Annotated in this window: 24 protein-coding genes; 10 read left to right on the top strand and 14 right to left on the bottom strand. The window is 70.7% G+C overall.

The window, feature by feature from the left end:
- Window positions 1-242: 242 nt before the first annotated feature.
- Both ACYVKZ_RS20260 and ACYVKZ_RS20255 read right to left on the bottom strand, forming a co-directional pair.
- Window positions 243-503, bottom strand: coding sequence for a mycoredoxin (locus ACYVKZ_RS20260; RefSeq protein ID WP_460994203.1), 261 nt, complete (start codon window positions 501-503; stop codon window positions 243-245).
- Between the two features lie 74 nt (window positions 504-577).
- The gene (locus ACYVKZ_RS20255; RefSeq protein ID WP_460994201.1) at window positions 578-1306 is read right to left on the bottom strand and encodes an SOS response-associated peptidase; all 729 of its coding nucleotides are present in this window, start codon (window positions 1304-1306) and stop codon (window positions 578-580) included.
- A 173-nt stretch (window positions 1307-1479) separates the two neighbouring features.
- Here ACYVKZ_RS20255 and thrS point away from each other — a divergent pair, with 173 nt between their 5' ends.
- The 4 genes from thrS to pdxS all read left to right on the top strand — a co-directional run bounded on the left by thrS (window position 1480) and on the right by pdxS (window position 5684).
- Complete coding sequence (thrS, locus tag ACYVKZ_RS20250) at window positions 1480-3492, top strand: threonine--tRNA ligase (RefSeq protein ID WP_460994212.1); 2013 nt, start codon at window positions 1480-1482, stop codon at window positions 3490-3492.
- A gap of 73 nt (window positions 3493-3565) precedes the next feature.
- A complete protein-coding gene (locus tag ACYVKZ_RS20245) occupies window positions 3566-4117 on the top strand; it encodes an HIT family protein (RefSeq protein ID WP_307008091.1) in 552 nt (183 codons plus the stop codon).
- Window positions 4107-4718 (top strand): phosphatidylinositol phosphate synthase, encoded by a 612-nt coding sequence (gene pgsA, locus ACYVKZ_RS20240; protein WP_460994199.1) that lies wholly within the window; start codon window positions 4107-4109, stop codon window positions 4716-4718. The genes ACYVKZ_RS20245 and pgsA overlap by 11 nt, the downstream gene beginning before the upstream one ends.
- A gap of 57 nt (window positions 4719-4775) precedes the next feature.
- Complete coding sequence (gene pdxS / locus ACYVKZ_RS20235; protein ID WP_460994197.1) at window positions 4776-5684, top strand: pyridoxal 5'-phosphate synthase lyase subunit PdxS; 909 nt, start codon at window positions 4776-4778, stop codon at window positions 5682-5684.
- A gap of 115 nt (window positions 5685-5799) precedes the next feature.
- Here pdxS and ACYVKZ_RS20230 read toward each other — a convergent pair whose 3' ends face one another.
- From ACYVKZ_RS20230 to ACYVKZ_RS20190, 9 genes are all read right to left on the bottom strand, one after another.
- Complete coding sequence (locus tag ACYVKZ_RS20230) at window positions 5800-6555, bottom strand: FG-GAP repeat domain-containing protein (RefSeq protein ID WP_460994195.1); 756 nt, start codon at window positions 6553-6555, stop codon at window positions 5800-5802.
- A 201-nt stretch (window positions 6556-6756) separates the two neighbouring features.
- A complete protein-coding gene (locus ACYVKZ_RS20225; protein ID WP_460994193.1) occupies window positions 6757-7134 on the bottom strand; it encodes a hypothetical protein in 378 nt (125 codons plus the stop codon).
- 285 nt (window positions 7135-7419) lie between these two features.
- Window positions 7420-8466, bottom strand: coding sequence for an Ldh family oxidoreductase (locus ACYVKZ_RS20220; protein WP_460994191.1), 1047 nt, complete (start codon window positions 8464-8466; stop codon window positions 7420-7422).
- Complete coding sequence (locus ACYVKZ_RS20215; protein ID WP_460994189.1) at window positions 8463-9437, bottom strand: NAD(P)-dependent oxidoreductase; 975 nt, start codon at window positions 9435-9437, stop codon at window positions 8463-8465. The genes ACYVKZ_RS20220 and ACYVKZ_RS20215 overlap by 4 nt, the downstream gene beginning before the upstream one ends.
- Window positions 9434-10306, bottom strand: a complete 873-nt coding sequence (locus ACYVKZ_RS20210) for an NAD(P)-dependent oxidoreductase (RefSeq protein ID WP_460994187.1) — start codon at window positions 10304-10306, stop codon at window positions 9434-9436. Before ACYVKZ_RS20210 ends, ACYVKZ_RS20215 begins: the two co-directional genes overlap by 4 nt.
- Window positions 10303-11772: an MFS transporter gene (locus ACYVKZ_RS20205; RefSeq protein WP_460994185.1), complete on the bottom strand. Its 1470-nt coding sequence runs from the start codon at window positions 11770-11772 to the stop codon at window positions 10303-10305. Before ACYVKZ_RS20205 ends, ACYVKZ_RS20210 begins: the two co-directional genes overlap by 4 nt.
- A 64-nt stretch (window positions 11773-11836) precedes the next feature.
- Window positions 11837-13261 (bottom strand): NAD-dependent succinate-semialdehyde dehydrogenase, encoded by a 1425-nt coding sequence (locus tag ACYVKZ_RS20200; RefSeq protein ID WP_460994183.1) that lies wholly within the window; start codon window positions 13259-13261, stop codon window positions 11837-11839.
- A gap of 69 nt (window positions 13262-13330) precedes the next feature.
- Window positions 13331-14494, bottom strand: coding sequence for a UxaA family hydrolase (locus tag ACYVKZ_RS20195; protein WP_460994181.1), 1164 nt, complete (start codon window positions 14492-14494; stop codon window positions 13331-13333).
- A complete protein-coding gene (locus tag ACYVKZ_RS20190; protein WP_460994179.1) occupies window positions 14473-14781 on the bottom strand; it encodes a UxaA family hydrolase in 309 nt (102 codons plus the stop codon). Before ACYVKZ_RS20190 ends, ACYVKZ_RS20195 begins: the two co-directional genes overlap by 22 nt.
- 156 nt (window positions 14782-14937) lie before the next feature.
- Between ACYVKZ_RS20190 and ACYVKZ_RS20185 the strand changes: the two genes are divergently transcribed.
- The gene (locus tag ACYVKZ_RS20185; RefSeq protein ID WP_460994177.1) at window positions 14938-15687 is read left to right on the top strand and encodes a FadR/GntR family transcriptional regulator; all 750 of its coding nucleotides are present in this window, start codon (window positions 14938-14940) and stop codon (window positions 15685-15687) included.
- Window positions 15688-15773: 86 nt separating this feature from the next.
- On the opposite strand, the gene ACYVKZ_RS20180 is transcribed toward ACYVKZ_RS20185, so the two are convergent.
- The gene (locus tag ACYVKZ_RS20180; RefSeq protein ID WP_460994175.1) at window positions 15774-16112 is read right to left on the bottom strand and encodes a hypothetical protein; all 339 of its coding nucleotides are present in this window, start codon (window positions 16110-16112) and stop codon (window positions 15774-15776) included.
- A 207-nt stretch (window positions 16113-16319) separates the two neighbouring features.
- Between ACYVKZ_RS20180 and acsA the strand changes: the two genes are divergently transcribed.
- The 5 genes from acsA to ACYVKZ_RS20155 are packed head-to-tail and all read left to right on the top strand — an operon-like array spanning window position 16320 to window position 21624.
- Window positions 16320-18122, top strand: coding sequence for an acetate--CoA ligase (gene acsA / locus ACYVKZ_RS20175; protein ID WP_460994173.1), 1803 nt, complete (start codon window positions 16320-16322; stop codon window positions 18120-18122).
- Window positions 18119-19114 carry a pyruvate dehydrogenase (acetyl-transferring) E1 component subunit alpha gene (gene pdhA / locus ACYVKZ_RS20170; protein ID WP_460994171.1) on the top strand — a complete coding sequence of 332 codons (996 nt, stop codon included), beginning with the start codon at window positions 18119-18121 and terminating at the stop codon, window positions 19112-19114. The genes acsA and pdhA overlap by 4 nt, the downstream gene beginning before the upstream one ends.
- On the top strand, window positions 19111-20091 hold the full coding sequence (locus ACYVKZ_RS20165) for an alpha-ketoacid dehydrogenase subunit beta (protein WP_460994169.1): 981 nt from the start codon (window positions 19111-19113) through the stop codon (window positions 20089-20091). Before pdhA ends, ACYVKZ_RS20165 begins: the two co-directional genes overlap by 4 nt.
- Before the next feature lie 7 nt (window positions 20092-20098).
- A complete protein-coding gene (locus ACYVKZ_RS20160) occupies window positions 20099-21373 on the top strand; it encodes a dihydrolipoamide acetyltransferase family protein (RefSeq protein ID WP_460994167.1) in 1275 nt (424 codons plus the stop codon).
- Entirely contained in the window at window positions 21370-21624 is a 255-nt protein-coding gene (locus ACYVKZ_RS20155) for a phosphopantetheine-binding protein (RefSeq protein WP_460994165.1), read from the top strand. Before ACYVKZ_RS20160 ends, ACYVKZ_RS20155 begins: the two co-directional genes overlap by 4 nt.
- Before the next feature lie 27 nt (window positions 21625-21651).
- Here the strand turns inward: ACYVKZ_RS20155 and ACYVKZ_RS20150 are convergent, their stop codons facing one another.
- Complete coding sequence (locus tag ACYVKZ_RS20150) at window positions 21652-22989, bottom strand: phosphoribosyltransferase family protein (RefSeq protein WP_460994163.1); 1338 nt, start codon at window positions 22987-22989, stop codon at window positions 21652-21654.
- A 101-nt stretch (window positions 22990-23090) separates the two neighbouring features.
- Window positions 23091-25103: a M3 family metallopeptidase gene (locus tag ACYVKZ_RS20145; protein WP_460994161.1), complete on the bottom strand. Its 2013-nt coding sequence runs from the start codon at window positions 25101-25103 to the stop codon at window positions 23091-23093.
- Between the last annotated feature and the right edge of the window lie 144 nt (window positions 25104-25247).

Below are 25247 nucleotides of genomic sequence, written 5' to 3'. Positions count from 1 at the left end.
AGCACGTCCACGAGCGCCTCGCCCGGCCCCGGATCCGGGACCAGGATCGTCTCCACCACCGCCGGCGCACCCTTCGAGCGCACCACGACCCCCCTCACCTCGTGCATCCTGGGCTGCTGAGCTGCGCTGGCCATGAAAAAACCTCCCCTGACTCGTCCTACGGTGTGGGGCCATCGTAGGAGGGGCCGGGGGAGGCCGGGCAAACCGGGTCCGCGGTGCAGACCGCCGGATGCCCCGAGGCGTCAGAGGCCGAGCTTGGCCTTCACCTGTGCCGCAGAGGGGTTGGTCGCGGCAGTGCCGTCCGGGAACACGACGGTGGGGACGGTGCGGTTGCCGCCGTTGAGCTGCTCGACGAGCTCGGCGGTGCCCTCGACCTCCTCGATGTTCACCTCGGTGTAGCCGATGCCCTGGGCGTCCAGCTGCTTCTTGAGCCGGTTGCAGTAGCCGCACCAGGTCGTCGAGAACATCGTGATGCTGCCGGCTGCAGGGGTGAAGGTGTCCATGCGTGTACTCCTAGGGGTAGGGGATCCGGGCTTTCCAACGCGCTGCGGGCGCCGGGTATTCCCGGCGGTGCGGCTCACCCGGCTGCTTCGATGAGCTCCGGGCCGTCGTTGCGGACGCTGTTCACGAGGCTGCCCACCACACGGGGGGCGAGATGCGGCTCCGGCATCGAGTCGATGAGCGCCCGCACGTCCGCCTCGCCGGTGGTCTCCGGGTCCAGCCAGTCCGACCACATCTCGCGGGGCACGATCACCGGCGTGCGGTCGTGGATGTAGCCCAGGGCGTCCGAGGCCGGGCCCGTCAGGATCGTGCACGTGCGCAGCCACCGGTGTGGGCTGTCCGCCGGGAGGGTCGGGTCCGGCCAGTTCTCGAACAGAGCGGCGAAGGCGAGCAGCCCGTCGTCGTCCGCGTGCAGGTAGGTGGGGACCTTCTCGAGCGTGCCGGGCTTGGCGGCGCTCTCACGCTTCTCCCACTCGTAGTAGCCGTCCGCCGGGACGAGCGCCCGCTTGGACGCGGCGGCCTTGCGGAAGGAGGGCTTCTCCGTGACCGTCTCCCGGCGGGCATTGATGAGCCGCGCCGCGCCTTTGGCGTCCTTCGCCCACGGGGGCACGAGCCCCCAGCGCGCCGTGACGAGCTTGCGAGAGATCTCTCCGGTGTCCTTCTCGCGGCGGTCGAGGATGATCGGGACGGGGTCCGTGGGCGCAATGTTGTAGGAGGGCTCGAGGGCATCGACGTAGGTCTCATCGACGTCGAACTCCGCCACGAGGTCGCCGACCGGCCGGGCCATGACGTATCTGCCGCACATGCGCCCATTATGGCCGCGGCCCGGGCCATCGGGCCACGCGGCGACCGCCCGTCGCCGCCGTGGGTGGGGGACGCGATCCGATAGGCTTGACGCTGGCTGGCTGTGGTCTCCGTACGCCACAAGCTATGAAGCCGGAACATGACGAGGAGAGACCCGTGCCAGAGGCCCAGCAGATGACGATCACCGTTGACGGCGAACCGCGAACCGTGACGGAGGGCACCACGGGAACCGAGCTGTTCGAGGGACACCGCGAGATCGTCGTGATGCGGGTGGACGGCGTCCTGAAGGACCTCGACCAGCCCGTCCCGGCCGGCGCCGAGGTCGAGGGCGTGGACATCGCCAGCGAGGACGGGCTCAACGTCCTGCGGCACTCGACGGCGCACGTCATGGCCCAGGCCGTGCAGCAGCTGCGCCCGGGTGCCAAGCTCGGCATCGGCCCGTACATCAAGGACGGCTTCTACTTCGACTTCGACGTCGCCGAGCCCTTCACCCCCGAGGACCTGCGCACCCTCGAGAAGATGATGCTCAAGATCGTGAACCAGAACCAGGTCTTCCGGCGCCGCGTCGTCACCGAGGTCGAGGCCGGCGCCGCCATGGCCGACGAGCCCTACAAGCTCGTCCTCCTCGGGGTCAAGGACCAGGATTCGAAGGCGCACGACGCCGCCGCGAAGGAAGGCGCGAACGTCGAGGTCGGCGCCGGCGAGATCACGATCTACGACAACATCGACCGCAAGAGCGGCGACGTCGTGTGGTGCGACCTGTGCCGCGGCCCGCACCTGCCCAACACCAAGCTCATCTCCAACGCGTTCGCCCTCACCCGCTCCGCGGCCGCGTATTGGCTCGGCAACGAGAAGAACGTCCAGCTCCAGCGCATCTACGGCACCGCGTGGCCCACCAAGGAGGCCCTCAAGGCCTACCAGGACCGCATCGCCGAGGCCGAGCGGCGCGACCACCGCAAGCTCGGCGCCGAGCTGGACCTGTTCTCCTTCCCCGACGAGCTCGGTTCCGGCCTGCCCGTGTTCCACCCCAAGGGCGGCATCATCAAGCGGGAGATGGAGGACTACGTCCGCCGCCGGCACATCGAGGAGGGCTTCCAGTACGTCGGGACGCCGCACATCTCGAAGGACGGACTGTTCCATACCTCGGGTCACCTGCCGTACTACGCGGACACGATGTTCCCGCCGCTCCACGTCGATGAGGAGCGCGACGAGGACGGCAACATCACCAAGCCGGGCCAGGACTACCGCCTCAAGGCCATGAACTGCCCCATGCACAACCTGATCTACCGCTCCCGCGGCCGGTCCTACCGCGAGCTGCCGATGCGGCTGTTCGAGTTCGGCCACGTCTACCGGTACGAGAAGTCCGGCGTGGTGCACGGCCTCACCCGCGTGCGCGGCTTCGCCCAGGACGACTCGCACTCGTACGTGACCAAGGAGCAGGCCCCGGGCGAGGTCAAGCACCTGCTGACGTTCATCCTCTCGCTCCTGCGCGACTTCGGCCTCGACGACTTCTACCTCGAGCTCTCCACCCGGGACCCGGAGTCGGACAAGTTCATCGGCACCGACGAGCAGTGGGAGGAGGCCACGGCCGTCCTCGAGCGGGTGGCCCTCGAGACCGGGCTCGAGCTCGTCCCGGACCCGGGCGGCGCCGCCTACTATGGCCCGAAGATCTCGGTCCAGGCCCGCGATGCGATCGGCCGGACGTGGCAGATGTCCACCGTCCAGTACGACTTCAACCAGCCGGCCCGCTTCGGGCTCGAGTATCAGGCCGCGGACGGCACCCGCCAGGAGCCGGTCATGATCCACGCCGCGAAGTTCGGCTCGATCGAGCGGTTCCTGGGTGTCCTCACGGAGCACTACGCGGGCGCCTTCCCTGCGTGGCTCGCCCCGGTCCAGGTCGTCGCCATCCCGGTCGCCGAGGCGTTCAACGACTACCTGTACGACGTCGTGGACCGCCTCAGGAAGGAGGGGATCCGCGCAGAGGTGGACGCCTCGAGCGACCGCTTCCCGAAGAAGATCCGCACGGCGAGCAAGGAGAAGGTGCCGTTCGTGCTCATCGCCGGCGGAGACGACGCCGACGCGGGCGCGGTCTCGTTCCGGTTCCGCGACGGCAGCCAGGACAACGGCGTTCCGGTCGACGAGGCCGTGGCGCGGATCGTCCAGGCCGTCCGTTCGAGGGCCCTCTGACGTGGCGGGGTCCGGGGGCGCCCAGGGCCAGCACGCGGACCCGGCCGTCGACGCGACCGCGTCGGACGCCGCTGTGACCGACCCGTTCGAGCTGCCCGGGACGCCGGACGCTTTCGGGCGCCTGTGGACCCCGCACCGGATGGCCTACGTCAAGGGCGGCCAGGGCCAGTACAAGGACAAGGACTGTCCCTTCTGCGCGGCGCCGGGCCGGAGCGACGAGCAGTCCCTGATCGTGCACCGTGGCCGGACCTGCTACGCGATCCTGAACCTGTTCCCCTACAACCCGGGCCACCTCCTCGTCTGCCCCTACCGCCACGTGGCCGACTACACCGACATCACCGCCGAGGAGACGGCGGAGATGGCGCAGATCACGCAGACGGCGATGCGGGTGATCCGGGCCGTGTCCAACCCGCACGGCTTCAACCTGGGGATCAACCAGGGCGACGCGGGCGGGGCCGGGATCGCCGCCCACCTGCACCAGCACGTGGTCCCGCGGTGGGGAGGGGACGCGAACTTCCTGCCGATCATCGCCCAGACCAAGCAGATCACCCAGACCCTCGACGAGACGCGCCGGCTGCTCGCGGAGGCCTGGCCGGGCGAGGGGACGGCCGCGGGTGCTCAATAGGCACGCGCGCGAGACCTTCAGCCGCGTCTTCACCCCGCTCGCGCGGTTCCTGCTGCGCCTGCACGTATCCCCGGACGCAGTCACGCTCGCCGGAACGCTCGGCGTGTCACTCGGCGCGGTCATCCTCTTCCCTCTGGGCCAGCTCTTCTGGGGCGTCGTGGTCATCACCGCGTTCGTGTTCTCGGATGTCATCGACGGCCTCATGGCCCGCCTGTCGCAGCGCGCCGGCACCTGGGGCGGCTTCCTCGACTCGACGCTCGACCGCGTCCAGGACGCGGCGGTGTTCGGTGGCCTCGCCCTCTGGTTCTTCGGCGGCGGCGCGAGCTTCCTGACCGGGTCCCTCGCGGTGGCGTGCCTCGCGCTGGGCAACATCGTCTCCTACGCCCGGGCGAAGGCCGAGTCGCTCGGATACGCGGCGAACGTGGGCATCGCGGAGCGCGCCGAGCGGCTCGTCTCGACCCTCGTCGTCGCAGGCCTGGTGGGCCTTGGCCTGCCGGCGGTGTTCCTGACGTGGACGCTCGGGCTCCTTGCGGCAGCCAGCGCCGTCACAGTGGTCCAGCGGGTGCTCGCGGTGCACCGGCAGGCGGCTGGCCGGGGATAGACTGAGGTGTCCCCACAGACGTTTCCAAGCTTTCCGCGCGACAAGAAAGACGAGCACGTGTCTACTGAAGCAAACGCCTCGGCTCCCACGACCGGCAGCAACCGGGTCAAGCGTGGCATGGCCGAGATGCTCAAGGGCGGCGTCATCATGGACGTCGTCAACGTCGAGCAGGCGAAGATCGCCGAGGATGCCGGCGCCGTGGCCGTCATGGCGCTCGAGCGCGTCCCTGCTGACATCCGTGCCCAGGGCGGCGTGTCCCGCATGTCGGACCCGGACATGATCGACTCGATCATCGAGGCCGTCTCCATCCCGGTCATGGCCAAGGCGCGCATCGGCCACTTCGTCGAGGCGCAGGTCCTGCAGTCCCTCGGCGTGGACTACATCGACGAGTCCGAGGTCCTGACCCCGGCCGACTACGAGAACCACATCGACAAGTGGAAGTTCACCGTCCCGTTCGTGTGCGGTGCGACCAACCTCGGCGAGGCGCTGCGCCGCATCAACGAGGGCGCGGCCATGATCCGCTCCAAGGGTGAGGCCGGCACCGGCGACGTCTCCAACGCGACCACGCACATGCGCAAGATCCGCGCCGAGATCAAGCGCCTCGCCTCCCTGCCCGAGGACGAGCTCTACGTCGCGGCCAAGGAGCTGCAGGCCCCGTTCGAGCTCGTCAAGGAGATCGCCGAGACCGGCAAGCTCCCCGTCGTGCTCTTCACCGCCGGCGGCATCGCGACCCCGGCCGATGCGGCGATGATGATGCAGCTCGGCGCGGACGGCGTGTTCGTCGGCTCCGGCATCTTCAAGTCCGGCAACCCGGCCGAGCGCGCCGCCGCCGTCGTGAAGGCCACCACCTTCTTCGACGACCCGGACATGATCGCCAAGGTCTCCCGCGGCCTGGGCGAGGCCATGGTCGGGATCAACGTCGACGACATCCCGCAGCCCCACCGCCTCGCCGAGCGCGGCTGGTAAGCCGCATCTCGCGAAGTGATGAGGGCCCACGCCGCCATTCTCCGGCGGCGTGGGCCTCGCTCGTTGGGCGCTGGGTCCGCCGACGGCATCTCCCGCCGGTGGACCGGGCAGTTGCTCAGAAGAGTGTGAAGCCGTTCCAGCCGTGGCTCACCCTGTGTGGGGTCGTTGTCGGGCTGAACACGTAGAGGACGCCCCTGCTGTCACGGCCCATCAGGTCAGGCTCGCCGTCACGTCCGTCCCAGGCCCCAGGACAGATGACCGCAGTGTACGAGGGCCCGGTGGGGCTGATCTGGCGGCGCGGGTAGAACGTGCCGTAGGGGTCCTCGGCGTAGAGCCAGAACTTGCCGGACTTGTCGATGGCGACGACGTCCCCATAGTTGCCGTCATTGCTCCAGTCGCCCACCCAGAGCACCTTGGTGTATTGGCCGAAGCCTCCGGCCAGCTTCTTGGGGCTGAAGTGGCGGGTGGCGGTGTTGAACCGGTAGTCCCAGAGGACGCCAGACCTGTCGCGGACCAGGATGCCGGTGCCGTGCGTCGTGCTGCCGTAGCTCTGGATCGTGGTGAAGGCGTTCCAGCCGGAGCCGATCTTGACCCTGGGCTTGAACGTTCCGTCGCCGTTGCCCGCGTAGAGCCAGAGGTTGCCGTCATAGCCCCGGGCGACGATGTCGTTGTGGCCGCTCCGGGTGAAGTACCCGGTGATGATGGCGGTCATGTGGCTCCACCCGCCACTGATCCTCTTCCGTGCCAGGAAGCCGCCATCGCCGTTGCCGGGGTAGAGCCACAGGGTGCCGAAGCTGTCGCGCGCGAGGACGTCCGCGTTGCCGTCGCCATTGAAGTCCCGGTAGTCGGTACGGGTGGATGCGGCCTGCACCGTTGCGGGCAGCGGAGCGGCTTGAGCCGACCCAGCAAATCCCGTTGCGATGACGAACAGCCCAACGATGGCCGTTACTGCACGAAATGTCGCTTTCTTCATGCCAGAAGGTAGAGCCGCCGGTTTTCCCCCGTCAATGAGAAGTAACCGGTGAGTAACGCCTAGGCTCTGGCACCTCCCGCCGGCTGGCCGAGGAATCCTTCAGCGGACAGCCGTTCGGCTTCGTGGGAAGAAGGCCCGCACGGGCAGGAGCAGCCCGAGCAGGGAGAGGGCGATGAAGACGACCTGGTGGATGTGGTCTTTGCCCGGCGGCAGTCCGGCGACCAGATGGATGGTCCAGAAGACGGGGTAGAACCAGAGCGCGACCCATGCCCAGCGCTCGCCTCGGCGGTACGGGATCAGGGCGAGGAGACCGCCGAGGAGGCCCAGTCCGATCGAGGCGAGTCCGTCAGCGCGGTAGAGCAACTCATCAGCGCCCATCGGCGCGATGGCGATCACGACGCCGAAGCCCATGATGCCGAGGCTCACGACTGCCAGAGCGATCCAGCCGATCCGCTGGGGCCTTCGCTGCCGACTCACGTGGTTCACCCTACGCTTCGTCCCAACGCGGGGCGCCCCGGATTCCGCGAGGATCACGGGAACGGAGCTCCCGACCATCGCACCGGCACCCTTGCGTGGTGACAATGAGGTCGTGACGAAGCCCCGAGCTCTTTGGGCATCGGGGCTTCGTCGTCTGAGGATCACTGAACAGGTCATGCCTCGCTGTCGCGCCGGCGTTGTCGGTGCTGGCCCTACGTCAATCGGCGGAGGCGCTGTATCGAGGGACGGTCTGGTTCTGGGTCCGTCCGTCTGTGCCCACGCCGCTCAGTGTGTGGTGGCGGGGCCCTCGACTGTCGGTGAGGTGGCCCTTTGGCGTTCTCGGAGGCTTTCGAGCAGTGTGTCGTGGACGTCGACGACCAGGCCCGGGCCTATTCGGCTGGGGGCTAGTCTGCGCGCCCCTGGGACACGTCCTCCAGCCGCGCCGGTTGCGGTGGCGAGGGCTGTGAAGCGTTCCAGCGCGGCCTCGGGGTCTCCGCCGGCGTCCGTTGTGGCCGGGTCGATCAGGAGGAGCAGGTGGGATATGCCCTGGGGGCGGTCCAGACTGTCCTGGTCGAAGAAGTCCGGCATGTCCTTGGAGAGGCTGGGGCCGACGAGACCGGCGGTGAGGGCTTCGACGAGGAAGGCGAGTGCGAAGCCCTTTGCGCCTCCGAGTGGGGAGAGCATTCCGAGGAGTGCTTCCTCGGGGTCGGTCGTGGGCCGTCCGATGGCATCGAGGGCCCATCCTTCGGGGAGGGGTTCTTTGCGGTTGGCGTAGGCGGCGATCTTGCCCCGGGCAACGGTGCTCAGGGCGAGGTCGACGATGGCTGGTTGTGGGGTGAGCGGGAAGCCCGCGGCGATGGGCGAGGTGGAGAGGAGGCGCTGGTTGCCCCCCCACGGGGGTAGCACTGCCGGGCCACAGGAGAAGGCGAGGGAGACGAGGCCTGCTTCGGCGGCGTCGGCGGCGTAGACACCGAGGGCGCCACAATGGCCCGAGTTGCCGATGGCGATGGCGGCGATGCCGAACTCCTTCGCGCGCGGCGTCCCCAGCTCTACCGCGCGGCTCATCTGCCAGTGGCCCAGACTGGTCCCGCCGTCCAGGACCAGGAGGGCACCGAGGTCAGTCACCGTCGTCAGCCCGGCGTGGGGGTCATAACCCCCGGCGAGGGTGCGGTCGAGGTAGATCGGGAGTCTGAGCAGGCCGTGCGAACTAAGGCCCCATGCCTCGGCGAGCCCGAGCGCCCGGGCGACTGCGGCCGCCTTGGGCCGGTCGTAGCCGACCGCCAAGAGCAGGTCGGTGGCGAGTCCGACGGCGTCGCCGTACCTGATCTTCATGCCACCGTCTCCCGGGCCGGGGCCGCGTGGCTTCCCACGGCACAGGTCGCTCGTCCGCCGTCGAGCACGGTGGTGATCTGGTCGCAGAGAATCTCGCCGATCCGGTGCTGTGCCTGCACGGTGATCCCTGCCACGTGGGGGGTCAGGATCACGTTCGGCAGCGTTTCGAGGGCGCCTGCGGTCGGCGGCTCCTGTGCCCGAACGTCGAGTCCGGCTCCGCCCAGCCGGCCCGTGGTGAGGGCTTCGAGCAGCGCGGACTCGTCGACTACTTCGCCTCGCCCGACGCTGATGAGGAGGGCGCCGCGGGGGAGGAGGGCGAGCCGGTGAGCGTCCAGGAGCCGCTCGGTGGCCGGGCTGTGGGGCAGGTGGACGCTGAGCACCTGGGCGCGGGAGAGGACTTCGTCGAGGGGGGCGAGCTCGAGCCCGATCTCGAGGACTTCGGGGTGGTCCGGGCCGATATAGGGGTCATAGGCAACGATGTCCATCCCGAGTGACCGGGCAAGCCGGGCTGTCGCGCGGGCCGTGGCTCCGGCTGAGAGCAGGCCCCAGGTGCGTCCTCTGAGCTCCTGAGTGGGAGTCCGGTCCCAGCCCCCGGCTTTGGTGGAGGTGCTGGAGGGGATGAGGGACTTGGACAGGGCCAGGGCCATCGACAGGGCGTGTTCTGCGACGCTGGCGGCGTTGGCCCCGAGGGGGGCGACGACGACCACTCCTGCCCGGTCGGCGGCTTCCAGGTCGATGTTGTCCATTCCCACCCCGGCCCGGGCCACGACCTTCAGGGAGGGTGCCGCCTCCAGGAACGCCCGGTCGACCTGGGTGCGGTTCCGGACAATCACGGCTTCGGCGTGGGCGAGGAGCTCCCGGAGCCGGTCGGGAGACCTCCACGCTTCCGCGTCCCGACGGAGGCCCCGGGCTGCGGCGAGCCTGTCGTAGGCAGGGCCGGTGACGTCTTCGGTGACGACGACGGTGCTCATCGTGCCTCTTCGGTGTCGGGCTGGATGAGCTTGAGCATGGAGACCACGTCCTCGCGTCCGTAGCCGCGGGCAGAGGCGGAGATCAGCTGTGCGAGGGCGGCGGAGCCCACGGGGACGGGGATGCGCCAGGACAGGGCGGAGGCCACCGCGAGGCCGACGTCCTTGACAGCGAGGTCGACCCCGAACCGGGGCGCCCAGTCTTGCTCGAGCATCCACGGAAGCCGCAGGTCGGATTGGAACGAGCGGGCTCCGGTGTCGGCCAGGGCTTCGGCGAAGGCCTCCGGGGAGATTCCGGCCTTGAGCGCGACCGCGAGCCCCTCGGCGAGGATGGCGACGTTGGCCATCCCGATGAAGTTGGAGACGAGCTTGAAGGCGGTCGCGGCCTCGACCGTGCCGAAGTTGTAGGTCTTCTCTCCCATCCAGTCCAGCAGTTGTCCGATCGTGGCCACCACGCCGGGCTCGCCCCCCACGAAGAGCGGGATCTGGCCGGTCTCGGCATGGGCCGGCGTCTTCCCCAAGGGGCAGGCGACGAAGGGTCTCCGGGACTGCGTGCACAGGTCCAGGACCGTGCGGGCGGACTGCGGGTCGATGGTGGAGATGTCCACGATGATGGTGTCCTCGCCAGTCCGGGGCAGGATCTGGCGGATGGTGTCGAGTACCAGCGGGACGGTCGGCAGGCTGGTGAGGACGACGTCGGCGCCCGTCACCGCTGCCTCGAGCGAGTCGGCGCCGGTGGCGCCGGCCTCCACGCACTTCTTGACTGCCGCGGGGGACGGATCGTAGACGGTGACGGCGAAGTCGGAGTTGGCCGCGATCCGGCGGGCGACGGCGCCGCCCATGTTTCCGGCGCCGATGCAGCTGATCTTCATAGCGTGGCCTCTTTCGTGTTTCCGGGAGCTGGGGCGGACTTCTGTTCGGCGGCGGTGTCGTAGTCCTCTGCGTCGACGTCGGCCCGGGTGGGTTCCCAGCGGATGCTGAGCAGGGCGATGAGGCCGATGAGGGGGGCGAGGGCGACGACGAGGAAGACCCGGGTTCCCAGCTGGTGCACCAGGACGGGGAAGAACAGCAGCGAGATGGTCGAGCCCACCCGCAGGACCGCCTGTCCGAAGCCGGCGCCTGTGCCGCGCAGGGAGGTGGGGTAGCTCAGGGTGGCCATCGTCATTCCCTGGGCGCCGGGGCCGGCGGAGTGGAAGTAGACGAAGACTCCGAGGAGCAGGCCGATGAGGATCCCTGCGCCGAGAGACGTGGGCCGTCCGAGCAGGCCGAGCGCTATGAGCACGCCGAAGCAGACGAGGAACCCGATGAAGGTCAGCATCCAGGAGCCGAACCTGCGGATGAGGATGACTCCGGCGAAGCCGCCGGTGACTCCGAAGAGGAAGTTGAACAGCAGCGGCATGGTGATCGTGGCCAGGAGGTTCATGGACATGAAGGTGCCGATGATGAAGGGCAGGAAGAAGCCGACGGCGTAGTACTGCATCGACTGGCAGGCTCCGACGATGCCGACGAGGATGGTCCGTCGCCTGTACTTGGGGCTCCAGAGGGCCTTGATGCCGGACAGGGGCGACTTGGCGAGCTTGGGCGGGTACTGCAGCTCGGATTCGGGGGCCAGCTGGACGTCGGCCCGGTATGACTTCTTCAGGATCTCGACCGCTCCTGCCAGATTGCCCTGGTTCGCTGCCCAGGAGGCGGATTCCTCCATGTAACGCCGCCGGACCAGGAGCACGATCAGTGCTGGCACGGCGCCGAAGCCCACGGCGCAGCGCCACAGGAGCTCGCTCTGCGCGGACTGCGGGATCAGGAAGAAGAGCGGCACGAGGACTGCGAAGCTCGTGCCGGTCGCGACGTACCACATGGGCTGCCACAGCGTCACCCGGCCGCCCTTGCCCTTGCGGGCGGTGTGTTCGGCGACGAAGGCCAGGGCCACGGGGAAGTCGAGCCCGATGCCCAGGCCCATGGCGAACCTGAAGACGATCAGGGATACCGCGTTCCAGGCCAGGGCGCAGCCCAGGGCGGCGCCGACGAAGAAGAGCATGTCGGCCATGAACATCTTGTACCGGCCGATCCGGTCTACCAGGTAGCCGCCGGAGACGGCTCCCAGGAGGGCGCCGATCATGATCGAGGATGCGACGATGCCTTCGGTCCAGGCGTCGATGTGGAAGGTCGCGGTGATGTCCTTGAGCCCGAAGGCCACGGAGGTGAAGTCGTAGGCGTCGATGAAGATGCCGCCGAGGGCGATGATGACGATCGCCACCTCGTTGCCTCCGCGCACGGCGCCTGAGTTGACCGCGTCGACGACGTCGCGCGCGCTCCTGATGATCAATGGTTGTCCTGCCATGACTCTCCGCTCCTTTGCGGGTGAGGATGGTTGTGGGTCCCGCGCGGGGCACGGGGTGGGGGAGTCAGATCCCTATGGAGAGGTAGCGGGTCTCTTCGAATTCCTCGAGGCCCAGGCTCCCTCCCTCACGTCCGAGGCCCGACTGCTTGGTTCCGCCCATGGGGGCGAACGCCACAGTGGGCAGGGCGTTGTTGATGCCGGTGATTCCCACGTCGAGCTGTTCCCCGACGCGCCAGATCCTTGCCTGGTCGCGGGTGTAGAAGTAGCCGGCGAGGCCCATCTCGGTGGCGTTGGCCCGCTGCAGGACTTCCTCTTCGTCCTCGAACCGGAAGATCCCCGCCGCCGGGCCGAAGACTTCCTCGGTGGCCAGCCTGACATGGTCCGGGACGTCGACCAGGATCGAGGGTGCGCAGAACGCGCCCTCCGGCAGGCTGAAGTCGCGGGTCACCTTCTTCGCGCCGGCGTCGAGGGCCTCTTCGACCAGCCCGTTGACCGCCCGGACTCTCCGGCGGTCGATGCATGCGGCCAGCTCAGGCACCGGGGAGGCCAGCCCATCCCCGATGCTCATGCCATCCACCGCAGCCGAGAACCTAGCGACGAAGTCGTTGTAGACCGAGGCATGGACGAAGAACCGGTTGGCGCCGATGCAGGACTGGCCGGTGTTCCGGAACTTGGCCAGCATGGCGCCGGTCACCGCGGCATCGAGGTCGGCGTCGTCGAACACGATGAACGCCGCGTTCCCCCCGAGCTCCAGGAGCGGCCGGACGACCCGGCTGCTCGCCTGGGACATGATCTGCCGCCCGACCGGCGTGGACCCGGTGAAGGACACGACGCGGACCGCGGGGTGGTCCAGGAACGCACCGGTGATCTCCGCGGGCGCGCCGTGCACCAGGTTGACGGTCCCCGGCGGCATGCCCGCGTCGGTGAGGCATCGGACGAGCTCGGTGGCCGCCAACGGTGCCTGCTCGGAGACGCGGGCGACGACGGTGCAGCCGGCTGCCAGGGCGGGGGCGAGCTTGCGGGCCTGGATCGAGCAGGGGAAGTTCCAGGGGGTGAGGCTGGCGACCACCCCGGCGGGCCGGCGGAAGGTGAGGTGGCGGCGCTCCTGGGCCTCCTGGGGGTGCACCGCGCCGTGGGGCCGGCGCACCTCCTCTGCGAACCACCGGAAGTACTCCGCGGAGAAGCGGACCTCCCCAACCGCCTCGGGCAGCCGCTTCCCTGCCTCTCTGGCCAGCAGCAGGCCGATCTCCTCGGCCCTGGCCGAGATCAGCTCCGCGGCCCGGTGGAGCAGGTCGGCGCGGGCCCTGGCGGGGGTGGCGCCCCATGCAGGAAGTGCGGCGGCGGCGGCGTCGGCCGCGGCCTGGGCATGCTCGACGCCGCCGTACCCGATCCGGCCGACGACGGAGCCGTCCACCGGGTTGAACACGTCGACGTGCTCAGTCGTGTCCTGCCAGACGCCATCGATCAGATTGGTCAGTTCTTGCGACATGTCTTTCCATTCCTGGGTGTTCTGCAGGGTGCGCCGGGGAAGGGCGGCCGCCCCTCCCCGGCGCGGGAATCAGGCGCTCGGGTACAGCCGGGTCATGACGAACTCCCGGTGGCCGAGGACCTCGTTGCACGTCAGGCGTCCGTTCACGGTGCGGTCGATGACCTCCATCAGCTGGTCGCCGGCCGAGCTGAGGTCGTATTCACGCCGCAGCAGTCCCGAGCAGTCCACGTCCATGTGCTCGCTCATGGTCTCGGCCGTGAGCGGGTTCGCCGTGATCTTGACGACCGGTTCGATCGGGTTGCCGATCACGTTGCCCTGCCCTGTGGGGAACAGGTGCACGACGGCACCGGCAGCGGCCATGAGCGTGATGCACTCGGCTGCCGCGGACGAGGTGTCCATGAAGTAGAGCCCGGGGCCGGCGCCTGGGGCCTCGGCCGATTCGAGCACGCCGACGACCGGCTTGGTTCCGGTCTTCGCGATGTTGCCCATCGCCTTCTCCTCGATCGTGGACAGGCCGCCTCGGATGTTGCCCTGGGTGGGCTGGGACCCGAGCAGGTTCGCCCCCGTGCGCTCGACCACGTCGATGTAGTTGTCGTAGATGGCCTGGAACCGCTGGCGCACGGCGTCGTTCACGCACCGCTCTGCGATCAGATGCTCGCCGCCGGTCAGCTCGGTCGTCTCCCCGAAGAGCACGGTCCCGCCGGCATCGACCCACCGGTCGACAGCCTCCGCCGTCGTGGGGCACGACCCCAGCCCGCTGGTCGTGTCGGACTCGCCGCACTTGATCGACATCATGATCTCGCGACGCTCCACGGGCTCGCGGTACTTCTCGGAGTCCTCCTGGAGGAACGCCGCTGCCGCCCGAGAAGCCTTCTCGATCGTCTTCAGGTCCCCATTGCGCTCAATGGAGAAGCCCTGGACCTTCTTCCCGGTCTTCGCGATCCCCTCGACGATGAGCTGGGTCCAGTTCGGCTCGATGCCGATCACAACCACGGAGGCTACGTTGGCGTTCGAACCAGTTCCGATCAGTGTCCGGAAGGTCAGGTCCAAGTCCGGTCCGAACTGGAGCCGCCCATAGGCATGCGGCAGCGCCAGCGTGCCCGGGACCACCTTGGCCACAGCTTCCGCCGCCGCATTGGAGAGGTCATCCACGGGCAGGATGACTGTGTAGTTCCGGATGCCGACCGATCCGTCCTCGCGACGGTATCCGCTCAGGCCACGCTGTTCTGCCACCGGGCGCTCCTTACGTTGTGGATGTGAACGTACGAGCCGAGGCTGATGTCCTCGGTGGCCACACCGATCCGCAGCCCGTACTCGATGACGTCCTCGCCAGCCTTGATGTCGGCCAGCGCGAGCTTGTGTCCCAGCGGGACGGGGTCGTGGAGCTCGACGGTCACCGAGGCCGGCCCCCGCAGGTAGCCACCCTCGACGGGGCCGGGCTCCAGGTCCCGTACCGCCACTGCTACGACGTCACCGTCGTAGTGCGCCAGGAAGCCGGGCTCCCCTGATGCGTCTGTCATGCGTCCTCCTTAGTGGAAAGAGGTCTTACCTCTTGTTCCAGCAGTCTGCCACGCAGTGATGGGCGACACAACCCATCGGGGAGATATTTCGACAAGAACAGGTAAGGTGGTCTTACCTCGAGGTGGTACGAACTCGAGCAAGACAGGAGGGGAAGAATGCAGGCTCAGGAGGCGTGGGCGCCGGTCCGGCAGGGCAGCGTGTCCGAGTTGGTCATGCGGCGGATCCTCGACGTCATCGCGAGCGAGCACCTGCATCCTGGCGACAGGCTCCCTCCCGAGCGCGAACTCGCAGCGAAGCTCGGTGTCGGGCGCCCGTCACTGAGGGAGGCGCTCGGCGCACTGAAGGCCCAGGGGCGGGTGGACGTCCGGCATGGGAGCGGAGTCTTCGTCGCCGACCCGGAGCCCACCCGCAAGCTGCGCGCCGCCCTGTACGGCGAGGACATCGCCATCGAGGAGCTCTACGACATGCGGGAGGTGCTGGAAGTGCCGGCAGCGGCCTGGGCGGCCAGTTACCGCGACCCTGCCAAGCTCGAGGCCGTCACCACTGCCCACGAGAGCCTCGCCGCTGCAAGCTCCGAGGTCGAGGTCGACTGGCAGCGGCTGCAGGAGCTCGACGCAGCCTTCCACCTGCGCATTGTCGAAGCCGCAGGCAACCGCTTCCTCGCCCAGACCCAGGGCGTGCTCCAGGAGATCCTCTCCCGCGGCATCGAGACCACCCTGCGCATGCCCGGCCGCCTGGAGAAGTCGCGGGTGGAGCATCGGCGCATCCTGGACGCGATACTCGCCGGAGACCCCGCCGGGGCCAGACGGGCCGTCAGGGCTCATATCCGGGGGGCGCGCAAGGCCGCGCTCGAGCGACTCCGCGACGAGGCCGCAGCTGGCGACGAATCCGGGATGGGCAGTTAGAGGCCTGCGGCAGCGGCTGACGGGTTCGTCTGGCTGCGCCATTCTGGGGCCGCCTGCTCAGCAGCACCGCTGGACGTGGTCCGGGCTTAGGCAGTGGGCTCCAGGCCTCCGAGGATGCCCAGTACCGTCGTGCAGGGCCACGGCCCGTGGCAGGCTGCGCAGGGCATCCCCATCAGCTCGCCCGCCGGGGCATGGATCCCCAGCATGAGCTCGCAGGCCGGGAGTGAGTCCCGCTCGTGGGACATGCCGCGCCGCCGCGCCTCGTGCAGCATCTCGAGCATGGTCCTGTGCAGCGGACGGGCGGGCTCGGGGCGCGGCAGGGCAATCACCTCCCCCATGAGCAGCGACGAGGAGACCGGGGGCGTCACTGCACCTGCCGGGCGGTCGGCCTGCGCCGCGAGCTCGCGGCGACGTCTGAGGTCCATAGTGCTCCCGATCGGGTGGTGAAGGGTGGCGGAGGCGCCACCGGTAGCAACACTACCTAAAGAGGCATATCGATTGCGGCTTTTCCGCGGTGACGGCGAGCGGCGACGATGAAGTAGCGTGGCGCCCTGCCGCGACGCCGCCGCCGGCCCCGCCGCGGGGACTTTCGGCACTGGGCCCTGTCGGATGCGCGGGCGTGTCATGGTGGGGTGAGCGCCGAGACACCCACGGGCACCGTGTGGCCCACGATCCACAAGGATCCGTCCGCGCTCACCGTGTCCCCGAACCTCGCGGACTACGAGCGCGAGTGCTCGTCCTTCACCTGGCAGGCGGCCCGCCAGAACCTCAACGGGCTCCCTGGAGGGGGCCTCAACATCGCCCACGAGGCCGTGGACCGGCACGCCGCAGGGCCGCGCGCACAGCACGAGGCGCTGCGCTTCGTCCACGCGGACGGCTCCGTCGAGTCCCTCTCCTACGCGGCCCTCTCCGAGCGCACGGCACGGTTCGCCGGCCTCCTCCGTGCCCTCGGGGTCCGCCCGGGCGCCCGCGTCTTCTCCCTCCTGGGCAGGCGCCCCGAGCTGTACGCCGCCGTGCTGGGGACCCTCAAGGCCGGCGGCGTGTTCTGCCCCCTGTTCTCCGCATTCGGCCCCGACCCGGTGCGGCAGCGCCTCCGCCTCGGCGGCGCCCAGGTGCTCGTCACCACGCGGGCGCTCTACCGGAAGAAGGTCGCGGCCCTGCGGCCGGACTGCCCGGACCTACGCCACGTGCTCCTCGTCGATGCCGACGGCGCGCCGGAGCCGGACACCCTCGACCTCGCCTCGCTCCTGCAGGCGGCCGAGCCGCTCGCCGAGACTGCGCCGACCCGGCCGGGGGACCACGCCCTCCTGCACTTCACGAGCGGGACGACGGGAACGCCCAAGGGTGCCCTGCACGTCCACGAGGCGGTCGTGGCCCATTGGGCCACGGGACGGTACGCGCTCGACCTCCACCCGGAGGACGTCTACTGGTGCACCGCGGACCCGGGATGGGTCACGGGCACCTCCTATGGGATCATCGCCCCGCTCGTCCACGGCGTGACCGCGGTGGTCGATGAAGAGGAGCTCGACGTCGACCGCTGGTACCGCATCCTCGCCGAGCAGCGGGTGGGCGTCTGGTACACCGCCCCTACCGCGCTGCGGATGCTCATGAAGGCCGGCGCCGAGCGGGCCGCGGGCCACGACCTGTCCGCGCTTCGCTTCGTCGCGAGCGTCGGCGAGCCGCTCAATCCCGAGGTCGTGCTGTGGGGTCAGGACGCCCTGGGCCTGCCCGTCCACGACAACTGGTGGCAGACCGAGACCGGCGGCATCATGATCTCCAACTACGCCGCGATGGACATCCGTCCGGGCTCGATGGGCCGACCGCTGCCCGGCGTCGAGGCGACCGTGCTGCAGCGCGGCCCGGACGAGCGGCCCGTGCTCGATCACGGCGAGGCCGTGCCCGTGGCCCGCCCCGGCGACGTGGGCGAGCTGGCGCTGCGGCCAGGATGGCCGTCCATGTTCCGCGGCTACCTCAACGAGGACGAGCGCTACCGCAAGTGCTTCGCTGGCGGCTGGTACCTCACCGGCGACCTCGCCACGCGGGACGCCGACGGGTACTACTGGTTCGTGGGCCGCGGCGACGACGTCATCAAGTCCTCCGGCCACCTCATAGGCCCCTTCGAGGTCGAGAGCGCCCTCATGGAGCATCCCGCCGTTGCCGAAGCCGGGGTCATCGGCGTGCCCGATCCGGTGGCGGGTGAACTCGTCAAGGCCTTCGTGGAGCTGCGTGCGGGCCACGAGGGCGACGAGGCCCTGCGGCTCGACATCCTCGGGTTCGCCCGCCGCCGCCTCGGGGCCGCCGTGGCCCCCCGCGAGATCGAGTTCGTGGCGGCCCTGCCGCACACCCGCAGCGGCAAGGTGCTCCGCCGCCTCCTTCGGTCCCGCGAGCTCGGCCTCCCGGAGGGCGACGTCTCGACCCTCGAGGCCCGGCCATGACGTCCCCCGCTGGCGCTGGCGAGCCCGGCCACCGGAATCCGCTCGCCCTCCTGAAGGCGATGCTGCGGGTGCGGCGCCTCGAGGAGGCCTGCGTCCGGCTCTACACCGAGCAGAAGATCCGTGGCTTCCTCCACGTGTCCATCGGCGAGGAGGCGGTCGTCGCGGGCGTCACGAGCGCCGTCGAGCCGGGAGACTCGATCGTGGCCACCTACCGGGAGCACGGGCACGCCCTCCTGGCCGGCATCCCGGCGAGGAAGCTCATGGCCGAGATGTACGGCCGCGCCGAGGGCTGCAGCCATGGCCGCGGCGGCTCCATGCACCTGTTCGACGCGGACGCGCGCTTCTTCGGCGGCAACGCGATCGTGGCCGGCGGCCTGCCCCTTGCCGTCGGACTCGCCCTCGGCGACGCTATGCAGGGCCGCGAGCGCGTGACGGTGTGCTTCTTCGGCGAGGGCGCGATGGCCGAGGGGGAGTTCCACGAGAGCATCAACCTCGCCGCGCTGTGGCGCCTGCCCGTGCTGTTCTGCTGCGAGAACAACCTCTACGCCATGGGCACCGCCCTCGCCCGCTCCGAGTCGCAGACCGACCTCGCCCTCAAGGCAGCAGCCTACGGCGTGCCCTCGTGGGAGGTGGACGGCATGGACGCCCTCGCGGTCGCCGACGCCGCGGCGAAGGCCGTCGAGTCGGTGCGGGCCGGCGGCGGCCCGCACTTCCTCGAGCTGCGCACCTACCGCTTCCGCGCCCACTCGATGTTCGACCCGGAGCGCTACCGGGACAGGGCAGAGGTCGCCGCCTGGATGGAGCGCGACCCCATCCCGCACCTGCGCTCCTCCCTCGCCGAAGGCGGGGAGCTGGACGACGCCGCGTGGGCGGCGCTCGAGCGCGAGGTCGAGGACGAGGTCCAGGACGCCATCGCGCTCGCCGAGGCGGGCACCCTCGAGCCCATCGAGACCCTGGAGCGCTTTGTGTACAGCGAGGGGCCCACACCGTGAAGACGACGTACCGGGAAGCCCTGCGCGCCGCGCTGCGCGACGCCTTCCGGCGGGACGAGCGCGTGTTCCTCATGGGCGAGGACGTGGGCGCCTACGGCGGGTGCTACGCGGTGAGCCTGGGCCTGCTCGACGAGTTCGGGCCCGAGCGCGTCCGCGACACCCCGCTCTCGGAATCCGGGTTCGTGGGCGCAGGCATCGGGGCGGCCCTGAACGGCATGCGGCCCATCGTCGAGATCATGACCGTGAACTTCAGCCTCCTGGCCCTGGACCAGATCGTCAACAGCGCCGCGTCCCTGCTGCACATGTCCGGCGGCCAGTTCAACGTCCCTCTCGTGATCCGCATGACCACCGGAGCGGGCCGGCAGCTCGGCGCCCAGCACTCCCACAGCCTCGAGGGCTGGTACGCCCACATCCCGGGACTGCGCCTCCTCGCCCCCGCAACCCTCGAGGACGCCCGCGGCATGCTCTGGACAGCCCTCGGAGACCCCGACCCGGTACTCATCTTCGAGCACGGCTCGCTCTACGCGGCCGAGGGCGAGCTCGCCGACGACGCCGGCCCCGTCGGCATCGACCGCGCCGAGATCCGCCGCCCCGGCACCGACGTCACACTCGTCACCTACGGGGGCACCCTCCCGCTCACGCTCGACGCCGCCGCGCAGCTCGCCGAGCGGGGCGTGGCCGCAGAGGTCATCGACCTGCGCACCCTGCGCCCGCTCGACGAGGAGACGATCCTGGCCAGCGTGGCCCGGACCCACCGCGCGGTGATCGTGGACGAGGCGTGGCGCAGCGGGAGCCTCTCGGCCGAGATCGCCGCGAGGATCGCGGAGAAGGCCTTCTACGAGCTCGACGCCCCCGTCGCCCGCGTCTGCGGGGCCGAGGTCCCGATGCCCTACCCCAAGCACCTCGAGGAGGCCGCGCTGCCGTCCGCCGCACGGGTGGTCGCCGCGGCCCTCGAGGCGGTGTCCGCCCGTGCATGAGCTGCGCATGCCCTCGCTCGGAGCGGACATGGAGCACGGCAAGGTGGTCGAGTGGCTCGTGCACCCGGGCGACACCGTCCACCAGGGCGACCTCATCGCCGTCGTGGACACCGACAAGACCCTCATGGACGTCGAGTCGTTCGAGGACGGGGTCGTGCGCGGCTACCTCGTCGACCTCGCCGAGACCGTGCCCGTCGGCACGCCCATCCTGAGCCTGGCCGAGCCGGGCGACGAGGTACGTACCGGGGACGGAGGCGCGTCTCCACAGGCCGCACCGGAAGCAGCGCCCGCCCCGCCGGAGCCCACTCCCTCGCCACCGATCCCCGCGCCGCCCACGGAGGCTGCTGGTCCGCCGCTGGCAGCGCCGGGTCCGACGCCGGCCCGGCGGCGCGTGCGGTCCTCGCCCCTCGCGCGCCGCCTCGCGGCCCAGCTCGGCATCGATCTCGAGACCGTGGCCGGCACAGGCCAGCAGGGGAGCATCTCCGAGGCGGACGTGCGCCGGGCCGCGGCTGGGGCGCCACAGCAGCCACCCACTGCCGGCGCGGGGGAGGAGCCGGCCGCCCCCGCGCCCGCTCCGGCCGTCCCCGCTCCTGCCGCCGCCCCGCCGGCGCAGGGGCGCGCGGCGACCCTGCGGGCGTCCCTCGGCGCCCTCATGGCCAAGTCCAAGGACACGATCCCGCACTACTACGTCAGTACTACCCTCGACCTCGCCCGGATGGGCGCCCTCCTGCAGGAGCGCAACCTCGCCCGGCCCGTCTCCGACCGCCTCGTCCCCGCGGCCTTCCTGCTCAAGGCCGCGGCCGTCGCGGCCAGGGAGGTGCCGGGCATGAACGGGTACTGGACCGACGGCGCGTTCGCATCCAGCGAGCACGTGCACCTGGGCGTGGCGGTCGCCCTGCGCGGAGGCGGCCTCGTGGCCCCGGCCCTGCTCGACGCCGACGCGCTGAGCGTGGACGGGCTCATGCAGCGGCTGCGCGACCTCGTGGCCCGCGCGCGGGCGGGGCGGCTGGCGCGCACCGAGATGGCCAGTGCCACGATCACGGTGACGAGCCTGGGCGACCTCGGCGTCGAGGCGGTGTTCGGGGTGATCGTCCCCCCGCAGGTCGCCATGGTCGGGCTCGGACGGGTCGCCGAGCGGCCCTGGGCCGAGAACGGAATGCTCGGAGTCCGGATGGCCGCGACCGCGACCCTCTCCGCCGACCACCGCGTGAGCGACGGGCTCGGCGGCAGCCGCTACCTCAACCGGCTCCAGGAGCTCCTGCTCACCCCGGAGGACCTATGACACCCGTGGACGCCCGCTCCGCCGTCGTCGCCGCCCTGCGCCAGATCGCCCCCGAGATCGAACCGCAGGCGCTCGAGGACTCCGACAGGCTCCGGCAGGACCTCGACCTCGACTCGCTCGACTTCCTGCGGCTCATCGAGCAGATCGCCGCGGCGACGGGGATCGACATCCCCGAGCGCGACTACCCGGCGGTCGCCACCGTGGGCGGCCTGATCGGCTACCTGGCCGCGCACCGGCCGCCCGAGGGCTGACGGCGCGGCCGCTGGCGCCGTCCTGGCTCAGGCCGTGCCCGCCGCCCGCGGCTGCGATTCCGGCTCGCCGACGAGGTGCTCGGCGAACCAGTCGCGCGCGAGCCGCGCGACGGCGTCGAGGGCGCCGGTCTCCTCGAACAGGTGCGTCGCCCCGGGGACGATCTCCAGGCGGTGGCGGCAGGTGAGCTGCGCCGCCGCCTCCCGGTTCAGTTCGAGGACCTGCCGGTCCGCGCCGCCGACGATCAGCAGCGTCGGCGCGCGCACCGCGGAGAGCCGAGGACCCGCGAGATCCGGCCGGCCGCCGCGCGAGACGATAGCGCCGATGTCCGCGCCCGGCTCCGCGGCGGCCCAGAGCGCGGCCGCTGCGCCCGTGCTCGCTCCGAAGTAGCCCACGGGCCGCGGCGTTCCGGCGCTCACGGTGCGCAGCCACGCGGTCACTGCGGTCAGCCGGGCAGCGAGGAGTTCGACGTCGAACACGGCATGGCGCAGCAGCTCCTCCTCGGGCGAGAGGAGGTCCATGAGCAGGGTGCCGAAGCCTGCGTCCCTGAGCACCCGGGCCACCGCACGGTTCCGCGGGCTGTGCCGGCTGCTGCCGCTGCCGTGCGCGAAGACGATGACGGCTCCGGTCGCGGGGAGGTGGAGCGAGCCGCGGACGGTCGTGTCGTCCACCGGGATGGCGACGTCCTCGTCGATCGGGGCGGGGGAGTCCACCGGCCCCGGGTGCACCGCGCGCCGGGCCGCGGCGTCGAGGAGCTGCAGCACGTCGTCGTCCGTCGTCGCCGAGAAGTCGCGGTAGAACCGTCCGACGGCACGGAACGGGGACGGAGTGGTCAGGCACACCACCTCGTCTGCCTCGGCGATCTCGCCGACCGTGTCCGCGGGTCCGACCGGGACCGCGAGGACCACCCGGGCGGCGCCGAGGGCACGGGCCACCCGGCACGCAGCGCGGGCGGTCGAGCCCGTGGCGATCCCGTCGTCCACCAGGATCGCCGTCCGGCCCCGGAGGTCCTGCTGCGGGCGGACCGCCCGGATGCGCGCCGTGCGCTCGCGCAGCACCTCGCGCTCGCGGGCCTCCACCAGGGCAAGCTCGCGTTCCGTGACGCCCGAGACCGCGAGGACATGGTCGTCCAGCACGCGGACGCCGCCCTCGCCGACGGCGCCCATGGCCAGCTCGGGCTGGAAGGGCACTCCGAGCTTCCGCACGACGATCACGTCGAGGGGCGCATCGAGGGCCACCGCCACCTCGAAGGCGACGGGGACGCCGCCGCGCGGGAGTCCGAGGACCACCGCGTCCTGCTGGCGGTATCGCGTGAGGGCCCTGGCGAGCTCCCGGCCCGCCTGGGACCTGTCCTTGAAGACGTGCATGGCGACCTCCTCGCGTCCCTCCACTGTCCCTCCGCGGGGCATGCGGCGGCAGGGCACAACGTCCATAAAGCGGGTCCGCGCGGCGATGGCCCCGCGGGGGATCAGTCGAGGCCGCGGCGGGCCAGGAGCGGCGCGACGTCGGCCTCCCGGCCGCGGAACGCCCTGAACGAGGCCAGCGGGTCCCGGGAGTTGCCGCGGGAGAGGAGCTCGCGCCGGAAGGTGTCCCCGTTGGCCCGGGAGAGGCCGCCGTTCTCCTTGAACCACTCGACTGTGTCCGCGTCGAGCACCTCGCTCCAGATGTAGGACCAGTAGCCCGCGGCGTACCAGCCGCCGGCGAAGATGTGCTGGAAGTAGCCGGTGCGGTAGCGCGGCGGGACGAGGGGCACGGACACCCCGGCGTCGGCGAGCGCCTTCGCCTCGAACGCGAGCGCGTCCTGGGGCTCCTCTCCGCGGCGCAGCCGGTGCCAGGCAAGGTCGAGGAGGGACGCGCCGAGGTATTCGGTCGTGGCGAAGCCCTCTCCCCACAGCCGCGCGGCATCGAGCCGGGCGAGGGTCTCCTCCGGGAGCGGCTCGCCCGTGGCGTGGTGGCGCGCGTAGTTCGCCACCACGTCCGGATCGAAGATCCACATCTCGTTGACCTGGGACGGGTACTCGACGAAGTCCCGGGGAACGTTGGTGCCCGAGAAGCGGGGATACTGCACGTCGGAGAGCATGCCGTGCAGGGCGTGCCCGAACTCGTGGAACACCGTGCGCAGCTCGTCCAGCGTCAGGAGCGCCGGCTCGCCGGCCGGGGGCTTGGGCACGTTGAGATTGTTGATGACCACGGGGGAGTGGCCCAGCAGCCGCGACTGCTCCACGAGCGAGTTCATCCAGGCGCCGCCCCGTTTGGTGGGCCGGGCGAAGTAGTCGCCGAGGAAGAGCCCCAGGCCGGTGCCGTCGGCGTCGAGCACCTCCCACACGCGCACGTCCTCGTGGTAGCCCGTGAGGTCCGCACGCTCCCGGAACGTGAGCCCGAACAGCTTCCGGGCAGCGAAGAAGACGCCGTCCTCGAGCACCCGGTCCAGCTCGAAGTAGGGCCGCAGGGCCTGCTCGTCGAGGGAGTAGCGCTCCCGGCGGACCTTGGCCGAGTAGAACGCCCAGTCCCACGGCTCGAGCTCGTGGCCGGCGGCCTCGGCGAGCGCAGCCGCCTCGCCGGCTGCGTTGCGCACCGCTGCCGGGGCCAGCCGGCCGAGCATGTCCTCGACCGCGGAGATCGACGGCGCCGTCTGGTCGTCGACCGCGAGCTCGGCGAAGTCGGCGAAGCCGAGGAGCTCGGCCTTCTCGGCGCGCAGCCGTGCCATCGCCGTGACGAGGTCGAGGACATCGGTCTCGCCGCCTGAGCTGCCGCGGGAGACCGAGGCCTCGAAGATGCGCCGCCGCAGCCCGCGGTCCTCGAGCACGGCGAGGTGCGGCTGGGCCGTGGGCTGGATGAACGTGAGCAGCCAGCCGGACTCGTGCCCGGCGGCGCGGGCCGCCTCGGCGGCCGAGGCCCTGTCGTCCTCCGGCATCCCGGCGAGCTCGGCCGGGTCGGTGACGAGGACCGCGGCCTCGTTGATGCCCTTGGCGACGCGCTGGCCGTACTCCGTCCCGAGGCGGGTGAGCTCGGCGTTGACCTCCCGCAGGCGCTCCTGCCCGGCTTCGTCCAGTGCGATCCCGGCGCGCCGGAAGGCGGCGAGCCACTCCGACACGAGGCGCGCGGACTCCGAGTCGAGGCCCTCCACGGGGATCGCCGCGAAGCGCTCGTAGAGGGCCCGGTTGAGGTACACGGCGTCCTCGTGGGCGGAGAGCTCGGGCATGAGCTCGCTCTCGAGGGCCCGGATGCCGTCGGTGCCGTGCGAGGAGACGAGGGTCATGAAGGCCGAGACGGCACGGTTCAGGAGGCCGCCCGAGCGCTCCATGGCCACGGCGGTGTTCTCGAAGTCGGGCTCGTCGGCGCTGCCCGTGATCGCCTCGATCTCGGCGAGGTGCTCAGCCAGTCCGGCCCGGACGGCCTCCGCGTAGTCGGCATCGCACAGGTCGGCGAACGGCGGGAGTCCGTAGGGCAGCGGGCTGGAGGCGAGGAGCGGGTTCGTCATGAAGCGAGGCTTTCATGTGCCGCGGCACGCGGACAAGGGCTTCCCGCCGGTGTGTCGGGGCCCCGCACGCGCGGCGGCGGCCGCGCGAGGTGCGCGGCCGCCGTCGTACGCCGGAGGGGCCCGGAAGGGCCCGGAAGGGCCGGG

The sequence above is a fragment of the Sinomonas soli genome, from assembly GCF_054782415.1.
The sequence above is the reverse complement of the archived record's forward strand: the minus strand, read 5'-3'. Positions and strand labels throughout refer to the sequence as shown.

Excerpts from the sequence above, each read along its gene's own strand:
- ACYVKZ_RS20260 (WP_460994203.1), bottom strand. The coding sequence starts at position 503 with ATGGACACCTTCACCCCTGCAGCCGGCAGCATCACGATGTTCTCGACG.
- ACYVKZ_RS20255 (WP_460994201.1), bottom strand. The coding sequence starts at position 1,306 with ATGTGCGGCAGATACGTCATGGCCCGGCCGGTCGGCGACCTCGTGGCG.
- thrS (WP_460994212.1), top strand. The coding sequence starts at position 1,480 with ATGACGATCACCGTTGACGGCGAACCGCGAACCGTGACGGAGGGCACC.
- ACYVKZ_RS20220 (WP_460994191.1), bottom strand. The coding sequence starts at position 8,466 with ATGAAGATCAGGTACGGCGACGCCGTCGGACTCGCCACCGACCTGCTC.
- ACYVKZ_RS20215 (WP_460994189.1), bottom strand. The coding sequence starts at position 9,437 with ATGAGCACCGTCGTCGTCACCGAAGACGTCACCGGCCCTGCCTACGAC.
- ACYVKZ_RS20210 (WP_460994187.1), bottom strand. The coding sequence starts at position 10,306 with ATGAAGATCAGCTGCATCGGCGCCGGAAACATGGGCGGCGCCGTCGCC.
- ACYVKZ_RS20205 (WP_460994185.1), bottom strand. The coding sequence starts at position 11,772 with ATGGCAGGACAACCATTGATCATCAGGAGCGCGCGCGACGTCGTCGAC.
- ACYVKZ_RS20200 (WP_460994183.1), bottom strand. The coding sequence starts at position 13,261 with ATGTCGCAAGAACTGACCAATCTGATCGATGGCGTCTGGCAGGACACG.
- ACYVKZ_RS20190 (WP_460994179.1), bottom strand. The coding sequence starts at position 14,781 with ATGACAGACGCATCAGGGGAGCCCGGCTTCCTGGCGCACTACGACGGT.
- ACYVKZ_RS20185 (WP_460994177.1), top strand. The coding sequence starts at position 14,938 with ATGCAGGCTCAGGAGGCGTGGGCGCCGGTCCGGCAGGGCAGCGTGTCC.
- ACYVKZ_RS20180 (WP_460994175.1), bottom strand. The coding sequence starts at position 16,112 with ATGGACCTCAGACGTCGCCGCGAGCTCGCGGCGCAGGCCGACCGCCCG.
- pdhA (WP_460994171.1), top strand. The coding sequence starts at position 18,119 with ATGACGTCCCCCGCTGGCGCTGGCGAGCCCGGCCACCGGAATCCGCTC.
- ACYVKZ_RS20160 (WP_460994167.1), top strand. The coding sequence starts at position 20,099 with ATGCCCTCGCTCGGAGCGGACATGGAGCACGGCAAGGTGGTCGAGTGG.
- ACYVKZ_RS20155 (WP_460994165.1), top strand. The coding sequence starts at position 21,370 with ATGACACCCGTGGACGCCCGCTCCGCCGTCGTCGCCGCCCTGCGCCAG.
- ACYVKZ_RS20150 (WP_460994163.1), bottom strand. The coding sequence starts at position 22,989 with ATGCACGTCTTCAAGGACAGGTCCCAGGCGGGCCGGGAGCTCGCCAGG.
- ACYVKZ_RS20145 (WP_460994161.1), bottom strand. The coding sequence starts at position 25,103 with ATGACGAACCCGCTCCTCGCCTCCAGCCCGCTGCCCTACGGACTCCCG.